Origin of the sequence: Heyndrickxia acidicola, from assembly GCF_001636425.1 — a bacterium.
Taxonomy (GTDB): domain Bacteria; phylum Bacillota; class Bacilli; order Bacillales; family Bacillaceae_C; genus Bacillus_AE; species Bacillus_AE acidicola.
Map to the genome: position 1 here is coordinate 1,035,417 of NZ_KV440953.1, position 14,535 is coordinate 1,049,951.

A 14,535-nucleotide genomic window follows, 5' to 3' on the forward strand; every position below is an offset into this window, starting at 1 on the left:
TTGCTTATCTACACCTGGATTTACCCAGATACGATTAAGTCCCCGTCGACACTAACTGTACCAACACTTATCCTAAAATCTGATTAAAACAATAAAATTTCGTTCATTCCTTCTCCTTATCAAGCATATTTGAAAAATTATATGCTTGATAAGGATGGTGATATACCTAATTATTATGAGTAATTGGATATCTTTTTGCTTTTCTTACTATAGGATAAGGCTCAGAATAATCCATCTCTGTAGTAAGTTTTTATCCCTCATTAAATGCAACAGAGCAATTTATCAAAGCCTAAATTAGGTATAAAATGTTATCTTTGTCTCATTTACATCTCTTTTTTTAAACTTTAAACTAAACGTGCTGGAAAATAAAGTTTATTCTGACATATCGAAATATATAGGAGGACATGCTATTGAGTAGAAAAATTGCAATAGTTGGAAGTGGAACAGCCGGTTTACAGCTTGCGTATGCCTTACGAAATGACTTTGAAGTTACTGTCATCCATGCATATTCCTCTGAAAAAATTAAAAATGGAAGAGTCATGTCTACTCAGGTTCATTTTGGTTCAACAGTAAAACGGGAAGAAAAATTTCAAATGCCTTTCTGGAAGGAAGCAGATCCTCTTCAAAGTGTTCACATCTCGATTAGGGATCAAAAACTTTTTGTAGGAAATCTGAAAGAACCTGCCTATTCTATTAATCAGAGACTTTATTTTTCAAGAGGTATGGAAGAACTTGAAATGGACAACGTGAAATTTAAACAAGTGAGGGTTCAGGAAGAGCACCTCGATCAGTTAATTGAAGAGTTTAATATTGTGATTGATTGTTCAGGTAAAGCTGGACCGCTTTTTTCCTTTCCTATAATAGAAGAGCTCTCACCTTTTAAACTGCCTCAAAGAAAATGCATAGTCGGTTACTTTAATGGAATAAAATCAAATGACCCATTAGGAGTCGGTGTAACAATTTTGCCGGGGCTTGGTGAAATGTTTGAGATTCCTGCGTTAACAAATAAGGGTCCAATAACCATTTTATTCATAATGGCCATTCCCGAAAAAGAACTCGATTGTTTTAAAGGGGTAAAGACATCTGAACAGTTTACAGACCGTATGAAGGATACTGCTCATTCATATTTTCCTTCTATCTATGAACGGATAGACAAGAACCAATTTACGTTAGCTGACAGCCTTTCTTTTCTCCAATTAGCAATCTCTCCCGTTATTAGAAGGCCTTATACGCATTATACAAATAAAATCGTTCTTGGCTGCGGGGATAGTGTTTTTTTAAATGATCCCATTACCGGCCAAGGCTGTAATCTCTCTTCTTATTGTGCAGAAAAGCTTTATGAAACCCTTCTGCAGTATAAACACTCGGAATGGGATTTAAAACTGGGAGAAGATTATTGGGACGCTGTCAGACCAATGGTAGAAAAAGTGACGAAATGGACGAACGCAATGACACAGGAAATGCCTCCTCACATTATTCAATTGCTACTGTCCGGAAAATCAAGCCAGAAAACTGCTGACAAAATTGCAGAATGGTTTGCTGAGCCTGAAAAGGCATATAACGATTTTTTTCAGCAATCCATACAGATTTGAACTACACTTCACTTAGCTAGCACCTAATGGAAGAATTCTCCGTACACCCACGTTCCATGTAGTTAAACTATATCTGCCCTCTAAGGTAATGGAGGTTTCTTTCTTCTTTTATAAAGGCCTTGTTAAAGGATATTGTTGCTTTTTAGCTCATTCGTGTGAAACTGCTGTTTCACACGCCTTTCAGCACAGCTGAAAGGTTAGAGTAAAGAAACGAGCAGTTATCAATATTGAAATTTTCCACAGCCTTTATAAAAAATCTATTCTTTCATTTAAAGGCCAGTAAGCCAAACAAGTGTACTTGATTTACTATTATAATATGGTACCAATATAGCAGTGCTTACATAGAAGAAGCTAGTATAGATATCTAAAAATAATCCAGACAGCGTAAATAGACTGTGAGCAGAATAACAAACCCCAAATTGGCGCTGGAATAAAGGTGGCTTCTTCCAATGAGGCCGCATCACCAGCTTCTTCTCGCTTAACAACGCTTAATTTCAAGATGTGTGAAGCAGCGAATACTGATTGAACCAGTATGACAGAGGAGATAAACATACTAGCATGCATCATAAATAAGGTTAAATGATGGAATAGCATCGATCCCAAAGTAAAAATGACGGATACAGACCACATAAAACCATAAAGATTTCTTACCCATAAAATAGCCGTGACAACGGTAAGTGCAGTGAAAATCTCTATAACTAATTGATAATCGCTTTTATGCAGCAGGTAAAATAGAACCACTGCCATTAAAGAAGAACCAGTATAACCCGCATAAGACACAGCTACTCGGGAGACCCAGGAATTAATGCTAGTAATCGCCATGCCTGAAGCATTATGGTTTAAAGTGATTGTATGCCCCAACCTTCTTGTGAAAATACTCGCAAGCAGCGCATGAGAAAACTCATGGACCAGTGTATTGCATAGAGAAAAATATACTCCTACAACAGGAAGATTGGTAGTAATAATAGCAACCACTATATATATAAGCAATAAACTATGTTCACTCATTTATAATTCCTTTCATGATAAGCTTGTAAAGAGTGCATGTATATTTTATAAGAAAAACATGCTACTGCTCCACTATCTATATTAGCCATATTTCCCAGCTTATTTTCATACTATGATAATCATTTTTATATAAAAAAATATACTTTCTTGCCCTATAAAAAATCCCGGATATCTTAGATCCGGGATTTGTTCTTAACAATTGTAAATCTATATGCTTAAAATTTAATTAAAACAAGAACTCATCTGGATTTGGCCCTACACGCTCGTCCTTATTTAAGCGATTGATTTCATTCATTTCTTCGTCAGATAGTTCGAAATCAAAGACGTCAGCATTTTCAATTATACGCTGTTCCTTTATGGATTTCGGAATGGTCACAACACCATTTTGAAGATCCCAGCGCAAAACAATTTGAGCAACGGATTTTTGATATTTTTCAGCAATAGAATTTAGCTCGCCAATTTCAAATATCTTGCCTTGCATTAATGGAGACCATGCCTCCAATTGAATTCCTTTTTCCTTACAGTATGAAAGCAGTTCTACTTGCGCCAGACGAGGATGGTATTCTACCTGGTTAACTGCAGGTACCACTTCTGCATCCTTAAGAAGTTCTTCAAGATGGTGAACATGAAAATTACTGACACCGATGGAACGGACCTTGCCGTCTTTATACAATTTCTCCAGCGCATTCCATGTATCTTTAAATTTATCCTTACCTGGCCAATGAATTAGATAAAGGTCCAAATAATCAAGTCCGAGTCTTTCAAGGCTAGCTTCATAAGCCTTAATGGCACTCTCATACCCTTGATCATCATTCCACACTTTAGAAGTAATAAAGAGATCGTCACGTGTTAATTCATTTTCCTCCAAGGCTTCACGAATGCCTTGTCCTACACCCTCTTCATTTTTGTAAATGGCTGCAGTATCAATGCTTCTATATCCTGCTTTAATAGCTGCTTTTACAGACTCAACCGCTTGAGAACCATCTTCCACCTTAAAAACGCCAAGGCCGAACCAAGGCATTTTTACTCCATTGTTTAAAGTAGTTGTATCCTGTAAGTTTGCTGGCATAATACGTCCTCCTTCAGTATGTAGGGAGTCAGCTTATTAAATGGAAATTGCTGCCTACTTATTCATGAATTATTATACCATCCTCTTGTATTCGTTTCATGTTTTAACCTCAGAGGTTCTATAATTTTTTCAGTCATAATTGATACTTACTAGTCACAATTACCTCATTTCAAAAAGGATGATTTTTCACAATTACTTTCTTTACTGTAATATCATCAAAAAATAAGCAGTGTTATCATCATAGAAATCGAACAAATCCATTTTTTTAGAATTGGCTAATTGTCCATAACCATACACGTACTTCTGCATATAGTAAAGTAACCTTTAATAAGGGGGGTGACAACATATGTCAGGTGGTTACAGCAATAGTTTCGCGTTAATTGTTGTCTTGTTTATTCTTTTAATTATTGTTGGTGCAGCTTACGTTTACTAATGAAGTAATAAAGCACTAACGGCTTTTTGTCCCCACATTCTTCCAGGAAGCGCTATGATGGCGCTTCCTGCAATTTTGTAGAAATAATTCCTTTCATTTAGGCTTTGATAAAGGACCCTGTAGTTTTTCAGCTCATTCATGTGAAACGGACGTTTCATGAATGAGCTGAAAAACTGCAGGGTCAGGAAATCAATACCTTAAATTAATTTCACAGAGCAATAAAAAAAAGTACAGCAAATTCGCTATACTAATCAACCAATCTTTAACTATGCTGAATCAAAATCTTTAAATACTCTGCTTTTAGCTGCTCATCAGCAAATTCATCCTCTAAAATGCTAGCTAATAATTTATGAACAAGATCCGCTTTATTCACATTCTTCTCCAACAAGGTGCTTATATCACTTGCAAACTTTTCTATAGCATTCATTTTTTTCCTCCCTTCCTCCTTAAAATTGCTCATAAAAGTAATTGGACAAAAATGTCGAGCCTCCTCTTCTTATTCCAACTAAAATATATTATTTATTATTCTATAATATAATGATTCTATTTTCCCACTTTTTCCATTATAGTAATAGGTAAACAAGAACTATTTTTTAATAAAAATTTAAACTTGGTGAAATAAAAGAAATCTAAACGTGGTATTAGAAACATTAATATTACATGATGAGAGGGAGATACAGCTTGCAATTCCTTCATTTTAATGGCCATAGTTTATACTATACAGTTGATACAGCAAATTCTTATTTTCTTTCAGAGACAGTTATGCTCATTCATTCCAATTTTTCTGATCACTCTATTTTTGATCTCCTTGTTCCTTTTTTAACCAAGAAATACAATGTAATACGCTATGATCTCGCGGGGATTCGGGCAAAGCATCCTAGGAAATTAAGGAAATTAATATTGACACCTATGTAAAAGACTTACTTATGCTGATAGAGAGCTTAAGGCTTGAAAAGCTCCATCTTATCGGCATGGGTTTTGGAGCTCAAATTGCAGCAAAGTCACCCGTTATTATGCTCAATATGCGGACAAACTTGTTTTACTTTCCATCCCTTGTTATCCACCGGGAATGAGGGAGGAATTACGAGCACTTCTACATAAGCTAAACCATAATGGTACAAAAATATCCATTGATTATTTACTTAGCACGGGAATAAACTTGTCAAAAAATCATCTTGAAACGAAAAAACTTAACTATCTTATCAGCCCAAGTTCCCCCTTTTCTCTACTGGCAATTAACAGACCTTTCAATATTTGCTTTTCTTATTGAAGATTTAGTAAAAATTGTTAGTCCAATCCTTTTCCTGACGGGAGAAGATGACAGAGTTAATTCGTCTCAATATTTAGCTTTAAATACATTATACTTTCCTAACTGCAGGTATTATTCCATCCTAAACGCTAAAAGCTTTTTTATAGTAGAGCTTCCATCTGCCGTTTCAAAGATCATTGTTGATTTTCTGGAAACCAAAGAAACGAATAATATAGGTAATCATGATCCATTTTTAAATTCCATTGAGGAAGAAATAAAACTTTATATACAGCAAATCCAGCAAAAAGGTTGACAGAAGGATGGAAAACCTAACGTACTAAAGGTTGATTTACTAAATACTTTTCGAGTTTATATCTCTGGGAAAGAAATATTAAAAGGATGGAATCAGAGATTCGCAAAACAAATATTGATTTTTTTGCTTTTTCACCGTTCTGTTACAAGAGAACAATTTTGTGAAGCTTTATGTCCGAATCTTTCCCTTTCACAGGCGAAGAAAAATTTAAGGGTGCATCTTTCTTACTTAAAAAAACTGATTGGGAGTACTGCTCATTCACCTTCTATATTAATTGTTGACAGAAAGCATATTTTTTTATCAGGAGAAATATCATGTGATGCCCTGGAGCTTGAAGAATGGTTAAAAACCTTTTGAAGCGAAGGCAATACAAAGAAAAGAGAACAACTTGCAAAAAAGATCATTTCAAGCATTAAACCAGGATTCTTAACCTCACTTTATTAGCCTTGGTTTATCGACATTCGAAATGAAATGGAAAGCCAGTTGGAGGAAGTTGTTATCTTTCTCTCCACCCTCTATTATGAACAGGGGAAAAAAAGCGAAAGTGTAAAGCTTATCATTCAAGCACTCACCTCTCTTCATGAAAATGAACTTTTAATGGACCAGATCATTTCCTTTTATAACAAAATAGGCGATTATGTTAGCATGGAGGATTTGATAAAGCGAAAACAGAACTATTTGAGCAATAATTAATAAGAAACACTCATGATTTGTTGACTCACACCCCGGGATGAAAATATTTCATCAGGGGTTTTTCTTTTACCCTAATTGCACATTAAGGATTTTCTTATTTTAGGCCTTGGATCCTTTACTCTTAACCCAAAAGCTGCCATAACAGCTAATTCGATTGTCCTTCTTTAAGAAGAACTGTTTCATGAAAGAGATGATGCATTTAGCCATATAGAACCCCTCAATAGGACATGAATCTATCCCGATTTGAGCAGCAGCTGTCATCATTTTTCCAAGGCAATATAAGCCTGCCGGCATAGCCAGTGAATCATTCTCCGATCATCGGCTAATACATCGTTCTCCATTTCTTCAAAATGTGGGATGGTCGGGTATTGGGGTAAGGTTCATCATGCATACGTTTCACTTTTTTTAAAATAATCCTTCATAAAATCAGAGTCGTATCCTGTTTAGCATTTAAAAGAAACCTAAATGAATTCGTTTCCTTTTAACAAAATATTCCTCCATAAAGCGGCTCAAACAAAAAGACTACCCTTAACGGATAGTCCGTGCAATTAATCCACATTCGTTTGTTTTGTTTCTTTTCCCAGGATCCAAACAAATAGAACCGCGATCAAAATTGCGATACAAAATAAAGAAAAAATGGTTCCGGAAGGCGCTTTTTGTGCGACCATGTTCCCAACCAAAAGTGGCCCCAAGATGCCTCCGATACGTCCAAAAGACATAGCCATTCCCGATCCTGTCCCCCTGAATGCTGCAGGATATTGCTCAGGTGTATAAGCATAAAGTGCTCCCCATGCCCCTAAGTTGAAGAATGATAATAAAATTCCTGCAGTCATTAACACTGCCAAAGACTCACCATGTCCAAACAGATATGCACTTATGGCAGTACCAATTAAAAAAGTAATTAACACAAATTTCCTTCCTGTTTTTTCAATCAGCCATGCAGCTGTAAAATACCCAGGAAGCTGTGCCAAAGTCATAATTAAAACATACTCAAAGCTTTTTATAAGTGTAAACCCTTTTAAAACCATCACACTTGGAAGCCAAAGAAATATCCCATAATAAGAAAATACAACCATAAACCATACAACCCATAGCATGAGTGAACTGGCTGCAAACGGCTTTGACCATACTGATTGAACTCTTTGCAGGACAGATTCTTTTTGTGATGGATTTACCGACTTGAATTTTGGAGAATCCGGAAGACCCCTTCGTAAATAAATGACATATAAAGCTGGTACAGCCGTTATAGCTAAAGCAATTCTCCAGCCAAAATCCGGAATGATAAAATAAGAAATCAATGCTCCAATCAGCCACCCTACTGCCCAAAAGCTCTCAAGAAGGACCACAACCCTTCCTCTTTCTATAGCAGGCACGCTTTCGGATACAAGTGTAGAGGCTACCGGAAGCTCTCCTCCTAGCCCCATGCCGATGATAAACCGAAGGAAAAGAAAAAAAGCAAGTGTGGGAGAAAGTGCAGACAAACCGCTTCCAATTGCGAAGAAAAGAAGGGTTATCATGAAAACAGGTTTTCTTCCCAAACGGTCAGATAAAATGCCAAACAATAGAGCTCCCACAGCCATTCCTATCGAGTTGACGCTTCCGATCCACCCCATTTGTGGAGGAGTAAGGTGCCATTCTTTTTCCAATGCAGCAATAATGAAGGAAAGTATGCCTACATCGAGTGCATCAAACATCCACCCTGTTCCGGAAATCGCAAGCAATTTTCGTTTTGAAACAGTCAATACTTTTTCCATATTGTATGTACTCCTTAACTCATGTTAGATGATATATTTCCTGATATAAAACATAACTGATCATTGCTCCGTAAGAAATATAACACGGTATTAGTCATGTGTAAAGACACTTAACTATACAAATGACTATGCATGAATAAATCTATCAAACACTTCTAAATTCTTTTCTTCTGGGACAATACCCAAAAATAAAGAAGACACCAGCAGCTGAGTACTAGAAGGTATATAGCGAAGGAATAGTATATAGTGTATCCATTCCTGTAATGGTAAACGCCAAGTTTATGAGAACACCACTCAAGAATAATGCTGAAAAAACTCCACACCAAAATATAAATGGGAATATATTTTATTTTTGGCCTCAACAAGTCAAACAAGTAAAAAAAGAAATAGCTAAATGGACCAAATCCTAAATAAGAAATAAAATCTATAAACTGATAGTTAGAAGAATCATTTACATCATAATAATTAACAGGCTGTACGCTTAAGGAATGGTCAAAGAAAAAACCGCTATAGACACCGCACATAAAGAAAACCAACGAGTTTTTTATCGAAAACCTTTTAGGAAGAAAGAGGATCAGACCGAGACCTAAACAACATCCAACGATAATAAACCATTCATTAGCATTGAAATGGGTGTCATATATTTTCATAGCTGCTCCCCTTCTTTTCTATCGAGAAAGATCATAAATTTGCCCATTAACCAGGAAAAAAAGGCATAACTGAAAAACATAAGAATTGTATAAAACATATTCCAATGCTGAGTAAGATGAAGGATTTTAAGGTACTCTAAAAACTTTGAAAACGGTATAAATAGTAGAATAATCACAACCTGAACCAGCCATTTCCATGCACCGACTGAGTAAAACAAAATTTGTGTTGCTATAACAAAAACAAGCGGTACCATAACTAATCTTAAAACCAAATCTGCAAAAGCCAGTTCAGTGGAGGTTCCTACGTTAAACCAGTGGAGATTAATATGGAAAAGGGAAAAGATACTAAGTTCAAAAATGGTATTTAAGAAATAAATAAAAATGAGGTCAACAGCTTTAAACGTTTTTGGGATAATGGAAAGTGTACATATCACAAACCATGTGATCAGGACACATATTGCAAAAGCCATTGACACACCCCCAGAGATTAAACAGAATGTTACCCACTATTATTTCCTTTAAAGGGATTGCTATACTTCAAGCAATAGGCAGCCGTTCACACAATAAAAAGGTCCTGTTTTGCTTACTTTCCACACAACTTTGGCAAAAAAACTTCTCTTTTTACGGTAGGCTCTGTTAAATTTTCTTTAATTGATAACTGCTCTAACAAAGCCTAACGGTAAAAAAACTAAAAGAGCCCATACTATGTACTTTTTTGATATTCCTTTTGAGAACAGTCTTTCATTATGGTAATATAAAAGCGCAAAAATGGAGAAGGAAAAGGATGTATTCTTTAATGAAATTTATAGTTATCGGAGCAGGAATATTGGGAGCTTCCACGGCTTATCAGTTAGCGAAAGCTGGTGCTAGGGTCGTTATAGTAGATCGTAAAGATCAAGGACAGGCAACTGATGCTGCTGCAGGAATCGTATGCCCATGGTTATCCCAGAGAAGGAATAAAGCTTGGTATCAATTGGCTAAAGGCGGAGCCAGCTTTTATCCAAAATTAATAGAAGAACTTAAAGAGGATGGAGAATTGAACACGGGTTATGCGAAGGTTGGAGCTATAAGTGTTCATAATGATCAAGAAAAGCTTTTGCAAATAGAGAAACGGGCTTTATTGCGCAGGGAAGACGCACCTGAAATCGGAGATGTTACCATTCTCACACCGCAAGAAACGAAAAAGCTCTTCCCTCTCCTCGCAGATGGTTTTGGTTCTGTTCATGTAAGCGGAGCTGCCCGAGTGGATGGTCGGGCACTTAGAGACGCCCTTCTAAGAGGTGCTCAGAGCTTTGGTGCTTCTATTATTAGGGGGAATGCCGAGCTTTTATATTCTGATACCTCTGTAGAAGGAGTTACCATTAATGGAGATAAAATCGTTGCAGATACAACGATTGTTACAACAGGGGCTTGGGGAAGTCAAATACTCTCACCGCTTGGTGTCCAATTCATGGGTGATTTTCAAAAGGCACAAATTATTCATCTTAAAGTACAGGGTTTGGAAACAAGAAACCTGCCTGTTGTAATGCCTCCTACAGATCAATATATTCTTGCTTTTGAGGATGAGAGAATTGTTATTGGAGCGACTCATGAAAATCATACAGGTTTTGACACTCGAATAACCGCTGGCGGATTGCAGGAAGTGTTTTCTAAAGCATTGGAAATTGCACCGGGACTTTCGAATGCTGCCTTTATAGAAGCACGAGTTGGTTTTCGTCCATTTACACCAGGATTCCTCCCAATCATTGGCCCTTTGCCCGGCTATCAAGGTATCCTTGTTGCAAACGGCTTAGGCGCTTCTGGCTTGACAATGGGACCATTCATCGGATTGGAATTATCCAGACTGGCTCTCGGGAAATCTACCACCATAGATTTAGGTTTATATGATGTAAAGAATGCCATTCACTAGCAGCTGGAGTCAATCTTTTTAAAAGGTTGGCTCTTTACCAAAAAGTTTTATTTGAATAGTTTGTTTATTTATGAAATAATTGGGGTAGCTTCCGTTATTATAACTATATGCACTGGCTATAAAATAGGCAAGCTGGATTGGAGGCTCACATGGAAAAGGTAAAGAAAGCCGTCATCGACAGTTCACTGACGTTTTTGCTCGTTTCCAATTTAAAAGCATCCCAGGAATACTACAGAACCGCTCTTGGATGTGAAGTCACTGAATTTTGGGCGATAAGAGATGATTTCGGACTTGGATTTAAATTGATTGAAGCCAATGATCCGGGTGACATTCATCCAAACAAAGGAACCTGGAATACCTATGCCTATGTAAAAGACTTTGCAGAATTGGACTCCCTTTACGACGAATTCAAATCAAATGGTGCCATTATCGCTTCTAAACCTGCTGTAAGTGCGTTTGACTGGGGCTTATGGAAAGAATTTTCGGTTCTAGATCCTGATGGATATGCTTTCGGATTTGGAACAGCAAATAAAACGATATAATGCTGCTAAAGACTCCAGTACTGGAGAGGCAGGCCCCACAAACAGGAACTGGCTTTTTTGCGGAAATCAAAAACATTTATCATCAGCCAAAAGCCTCTCCTTTCTCCTTCACGCCACTAAGAGCCACGTTAAGTATATGATGTTTCTTTATCCACATTTTAACGAACGGACGATTTTCCGAAAAGTTTGCTTCTTCGATCCCTAAGGTAAGTGATCAATTTCCAGGTAGGTATTCCAGACGGGTATATTCGAAAAATGCGCGCATTTGAAGATTTCCAACGCATAATGATCCGTCTTATCTATTACTGCCTGAACAAAAATATAATCATTTTGCTGTATATACTCCAATTGTTTTATAAACAAGAACGGCATGAGTAGGATATCCCCAAGTTTTGGTGTCCCTCAACACCCTAATCCAATGTACTTTCATCTTCTGATCATGAAGAAAAGAATAATCTGAATAAGGCTTCATTATTATTGACAACAAAATATCCCCCTCATTTTTATATAACTGAAGGAAAATAATTGTTTTAGTTCGATGCTAGACCACTTTACATAAATCTTATTCGTTCGTACACATTGTACCAAGATGTAATTTCAAAGATAAATAAGACCATCTTTTTGGGATGGCCTTAACACAGCTCATTTCAACCATTCATTTTACAAGCTTTTCTTCAATTCCTCAATTTGTTCCAAATGGCGTTTTTCATGAAGTCCTACAAAAGGAATCCATTGTCTTATGCTCATAGGTCCAAATACCGGGTGCATAAATGACTTTTGATCAAGCATAAATGGATCAGCTTCGTTACAGACCTCTATCAGCTTCGTCCTTGCATTTTGAAGTTTTTGTTTTACTTCACTCAACGTTTGAAATTTGTCTGATGGCCTTGCATAAGCAGGAGCCTGTATTTTTGTAGACCTGTCCAGCGCAAGATGTATAGGTTTATTGTCTGCTGGCTGACTTTCCTCATTTTTCAATTCAACAGCAATGCTTTTTGTAACCGCAGTTTCAGTTAAATAAAGATGTTCAAGAATCTGGATGATGCTCCAATGATCCTTTTCAACCTGCTTATTCAATTGTTCATCTGAAAGTCCATCCACTGCTTTCCAAAGCTCTTCTCTAATTTGCTGATTTTCGTCCATTAATTACTCCTCCATTTGCTTTATTTATAAGTAAAATCACTTCAATCGTTAATGTATTTAAAATTGTGGGATTAGCAGCTAATTGCTCTGGAATGTCCCCTTTCATATCCAGAGAAAAGTTTCCCCTCATTTCTGTCGAGTTCTTAATTGATATACATAAAGCGGAATATTATATTTCTCTTTAAAAATCGGATATATCGATTTGTTAATATCGAATGATTCCATTTTTATATATTAGTAAAAGGTTTATAGATTTCTGCCATCTTTCTCTTTATTTTCGTTAGCTTGACATAGAAAACAACAGATCTCTTTGTTTTCTATAATTACCCCATTAAAGAAACCATCCAAACAATAAACAGGACTTTTACAATACTTGCAATAACCTACTAACTCTTGCATGTGGCCCTCCACTTTTATTAGATAATATTGTCAGTAAAACTTTGTTAACTTTTAAAGGTGAAATTCGGATATGAAATCTACTTATTCGACGTTTTGGTGATGTATTCCTTTATTGATGTCTTAAAGTTTTTGGCACATAAGGGTTTATATTTATGAAATTCACTCTACACCAATTTATATGGAATATTTTTCATAACGTATTAAAGAATGTTATTTGAAATGGATTAAAAAGGGGGCTAATCATATAAAAACGCATATATGGTCCCTATGCACCATATATGCGTTCCAGTTTTGATCGTTATTTTGATTCAAGTATAAGCGGGCGAAGTTTTTCCTCAATTTGTTTACGCTGAGATTCAAGAAAAGGAGGAAGTGACAGGTTTTCTCCAAGCCTTTCTCTGGATTCATCCACATCAAAGCCTGGTGTGTCAGTCGATAATTCAAATAAAATACCGTTTGGTTCTCTGAAATACAGGGCTTTAAAATAATACCGATCCACTTTGCCAGAATTGGGATAGCGATGAACCTGTATTCTTTCAACCCAGTAGTCATACTGCTCCTCATTTGGAATTCTGAAGGCTACATGATGCACGCCGCCGCGGCCAAGTCTTTCCTTAGGTAAGCCTGGCATTGCCTGTATGTGCACTTCTGCACCAGGGCCTCCCTCTCCGGTTGAATATACCTCTACATCTGAAAAGCCTTTTCCCAGCAATGAAGGATAACCTCCTATATGGCGAAAGTTCAATACCTCTGTCAGTACATAAGCAGTGGGTTCTGCTGATGAAACGGTCAATAAAACCGACCCAAGGCCTAGGATAGCATGCTCATTTGGAATATCTGACTGTTCCCAGGGAACTCCCGGCTTAACTCCTTTTTCCCCATTCTCCGCTACAAGGATTAAATGGGTGCCTTCAATATCCTCAAAAGCTAGCGTATCCCTATTGGCTCTTTTGACTATTTCTTCGTGCTTCACACCCATTTCTGAGAACCTTTGTTTCCAAAAATACAGAGATTCTGAGCTTTTTACTCTCAATGAAGTGGAGGAAATACTAGATACTCCTGGGTAGGTACGTCCCAGATGCGGAATATCAAAGAATGTCAATTCTGTTCCTGGACTCCCTATCGCATCCCCGTAAAACAAATGATAGGAACTGGTGTTATCCTGATTGACACCTTTTTTTATCAAACGCATTCCCATTATTCGTGTATAGAAATCATAATTCATTTCTGCTTTTCCTGTTAAGATAGAGACATGATGCAAACCCAGTAAGTGCATCTTCTTCGCCACTTCCTTCCTGCAAATGTTAAAAGGTTGTATAACCATACTGAGATTAAAGTTATCAGTAATTAAAAAATGAGAGCATCTAAAGAAAAGGAACCTGCACCTGTAATTGCAATACCAATTGCAACTGCTAAAACCGCTAGATTGTATTCATAACCATTTTGAGTGGACCAGTATCCGTTCGGGCCATGAACCTTAACAATGGCTGCAAGCATTGTTAAGGCAATCAATATGCCAGCAATCGGAGTCATCAGTCCTAGCGCAAATAGCAATCCTCCTACTAATTCCATTAATCCAGCTATAATGGCCATCGCAATTCCAGGCTTCATGCCAATTGATTCAAACCAGCCGCCTGTACCTTTTACACCATGACCGCCAAACCATCCAAAAAGCTTTTGAGCACCATGCCCCACAAATGACAATCCAAAAACCAGTCGAATAATTAATAGTCCTAAACTTAACATATTTATCCTCCTCATAAAATTTATCTCGAATTCAA

Annotated in this window: 15 protein-coding genes; 6 read left to right on the plus strand and 9 right to left on the minus strand. The window is 36.9% G+C overall.

Features of this window, described 5'->3' with window-relative positions:
• Positions 1-404: 404 nt before the first annotated feature.
• On the plus strand, positions 405-1,592 hold the full coding sequence (locus tag A5N88_RS04840) for a styrene monooxygenase/indole monooxygenase family protein (RefSeq protein ID WP_232317525.1): 1,188 nt from the start codon (positions 405-407) through the stop codon (positions 1,590-1,592).
• Positions 1,593-1,943: 351 nt separating this feature from the next.
• On the opposite strand, the gene A5N88_RS04845 is transcribed toward A5N88_RS04840, so the two are convergent.
• Both A5N88_RS04845 and pgoN read right to left on the minus strand, forming a co-directional pair.
• The gene (locus tag A5N88_RS04845; protein ID WP_066263713.1) at positions 1,944-2,600 is read right to left on the minus strand and encodes a M50 family metallopeptidase; all 657 of its coding nucleotides are present in this window, start codon (positions 2,598-2,600) and stop codon (positions 1,944-1,946) included.
• 226 nt (positions 2,601-2,826) lie between these two features.
• On the minus strand, positions 2,827-3,669 hold the full coding sequence (pgoN, locus tag A5N88_RS04850) for a glyoxal/methylglyoxal reductase (RefSeq protein WP_066263715.1): 843 nt from the start codon (positions 3,667-3,669) through the stop codon (positions 2,827-2,829).
• A 346-nt stretch (positions 3,670-4,015) separates the two neighbouring features.
• Between pgoN and A5N88_RS24105 the strand changes: the two genes are divergently transcribed.
• On the plus strand, positions 4,016-4,102 hold the full coding sequence (locus tag A5N88_RS24105) for a YjcZ family sporulation protein (RefSeq protein WP_083953027.1): 87 nt from the start codon (positions 4,016-4,018) through the stop codon (positions 4,100-4,102).
• 262 nt (positions 4,103-4,364) lie between these two features.
• On the opposite strand, the gene A5N88_RS04855 is transcribed toward A5N88_RS24105, so the two are convergent.
• Positions 4,365-4,529: a hypothetical protein gene (locus A5N88_RS04855; RefSeq protein WP_157090602.1), complete on the minus strand. Its 165-nt coding sequence runs from the start codon at positions 4,527-4,529 to the stop codon at positions 4,365-4,367.
• Positions 4,530-4,783: 254 nt separating this feature from the next.
• Between A5N88_RS04855 and A5N88_RS04860 the strand changes: the two genes are divergently transcribed.
• Both A5N88_RS04860 and A5N88_RS04865 read left to right on the plus strand, forming a co-directional pair.
• On the plus strand, positions 4,784-5,017 hold the full coding sequence (locus A5N88_RS04860) for an alpha/beta fold hydrolase (RefSeq protein WP_066263720.1): 234 nt from the start codon (positions 4,784-4,786) through the stop codon (positions 5,015-5,017).
• Positions 5,018-5,277: 260 nt separating this feature from the next.
• Complete coding sequence (locus tag A5N88_RS04865) at positions 5,278-5,664, plus strand: alpha/beta fold hydrolase (protein ID WP_066263723.1); 387 nt, start codon at positions 5,278-5,280, stop codon at positions 5,662-5,664.
• A gap of 1,241 nt (positions 5,665-6,905) precedes the next feature.
• On the opposite strand, the gene A5N88_RS04885 is transcribed toward A5N88_RS04865, so the two are convergent.
• Positions 6,906-8,111 (minus strand): MFS transporter, encoded by a 1,206-nt coding sequence (locus A5N88_RS04885; protein ID WP_066263734.1) that lies wholly within the window; start codon positions 8,109-8,111, stop codon positions 6,906-6,908.
• 646 nt (positions 8,112-8,757) lie between these two features.
• Positions 8,758-9,231 carry a hypothetical protein gene (locus A5N88_RS04895; RefSeq protein WP_066263739.1) on the minus strand — a complete coding sequence of 158 codons (474 nt, stop codon included), beginning with the start codon at positions 9,229-9,231 and terminating at the stop codon, positions 8,758-8,760.
• A 314-nt stretch (positions 9,232-9,545) separates the two neighbouring features.
• Here A5N88_RS04895 and A5N88_RS04900 point away from each other — a divergent pair, with 314 nt between their 5' ends.
• Together A5N88_RS04900 and A5N88_RS04905 are read left to right on the plus strand one after the other, a co-directional pair.
• Positions 9,546-10,670, plus strand: coding sequence for an NAD(P)/FAD-dependent oxidoreductase (locus A5N88_RS04900; protein WP_066263740.1), 1,125 nt, complete (start codon positions 9,546-9,548; stop codon positions 10,668-10,670).
• A gap of 149 nt (positions 10,671-10,819) precedes the next feature.
• Positions 10,820-11,212 carry a VOC family protein gene (locus A5N88_RS04905; protein WP_066263743.1) on the plus strand — a complete coding sequence of 131 codons (393 nt, stop codon included), beginning with the start codon at positions 10,820-10,822 and terminating at the stop codon, positions 11,210-11,212.
• Between the two features lie 325 nt (positions 11,213-11,537).
• Here A5N88_RS04905 and A5N88_RS24720 read toward each other — a convergent pair whose 3' ends face one another.
• The 4 genes from A5N88_RS24720 to A5N88_RS04920 form a co-directional block, all read right to left on the minus strand.
• Positions 11,538-11,696, minus strand: a complete 159-nt coding sequence (locus tag A5N88_RS24720; RefSeq protein ID WP_157090603.1) for a hypothetical protein — start codon at positions 11,694-11,696, stop codon at positions 11,538-11,540.
• Between the two features lie 176 nt (positions 11,697-11,872).
• Entirely contained in the window at positions 11,873-12,355 is a 483-nt protein-coding gene (locus A5N88_RS04910) for a DinB family protein (RefSeq protein ID WP_066263746.1), read from the minus strand.
• Between the two features lie 697 nt (positions 12,356-13,052).
• Positions 13,053-14,030, minus strand: a complete 978-nt coding sequence (locus tag A5N88_RS04915; RefSeq protein WP_066263749.1) for a ring-cleaving dioxygenase — start codon at positions 14,028-14,030, stop codon at positions 13,053-13,055.
• A 71-nt stretch (positions 14,031-14,101) separates the two neighbouring features.
• Complete coding sequence (locus A5N88_RS04920) at positions 14,102-14,500, minus strand: DoxX family protein (protein ID WP_066263752.1); 399 nt, start codon at positions 14,498-14,500, stop codon at positions 14,102-14,104.
• Positions 14,501-14,535: the final 35 nt, after the last annotated feature.

Bases quoted from the DNA above. Each gene is read 5' to 3' on its own strand.
- A5N88_RS04855 (WP_157090602.1), bottom strand. From the start codon at position 4,529: ATGAATGCTATAGAAAAGTTTGCAAGTGATATAAGCACCTTGTTGGAG.
- A5N88_RS04920 (WP_066263752.1), bottom strand. From the start codon at position 14,500: ATGTTAAGTTTAGGACTATTAATTATTCGACTGGTTTTTGGATTGTCA.
- A5N88_RS04885 (WP_066263734.1), bottom strand. From the start codon at position 8,111: ATGGAAAAAGTATTGACTGTTTCAAAACGAAAATTGCTTGCGATTTCC.
- A5N88_RS04905 (WP_066263743.1), top strand. From the start codon at position 10,820: ATGGAAAAGGTAAAGAAAGCCGTCATCGACAGTTCACTGACGTTTTTG.
- A5N88_RS04840 (WP_232317525.1), top strand. From the start codon at position 405: ATGCTATTGAGTAGAAAAATTGCAATAGTTGGAAGTGGAACAGCCGGT.
- A5N88_RS04895 (WP_066263739.1), bottom strand. From the start codon at position 9,231: ATGGCTTTTGCAATATGTGTCCTGATCACATGGTTTGTGATATGTACA.
- A5N88_RS04915 (WP_066263749.1), bottom strand. From the start codon at position 14,030: ATGCACTTACTGGGTTTGCATCATGTCTCTATCTTAACAGGAAAAGCA.
- A5N88_RS24105 (WP_083953027.1), top strand. From the start codon at position 4,016: ATGTCAGGTGGTTACAGCAATAGTTTCGCGTTAATTGTTGTCTTGTTT.
- A5N88_RS04910 (WP_066263746.1), bottom strand. From the start codon at position 12,355: ATGGACGAAAATCAGCAAATTAGAGAAGAGCTTTGGAAAGCAGTGGAT.
- A5N88_RS04845 (WP_066263713.1), bottom strand. From the start codon at position 2,600: ATGAGTGAACATAGTTTATTGCTTATATATATAGTGGTTGCTATTATT.
- A5N88_RS04900 (WP_066263740.1), top strand. From the start codon at position 9,546: ATGTATTCTTTAATGAAATTTATAGTTATCGGAGCAGGAATATTGGGA.
- pgoN (WP_066263715.1), bottom strand. From the start codon at position 3,669: ATGCCAGCAAACTTACAGGATACAACTACTTTAAACAATGGAGTAAAA.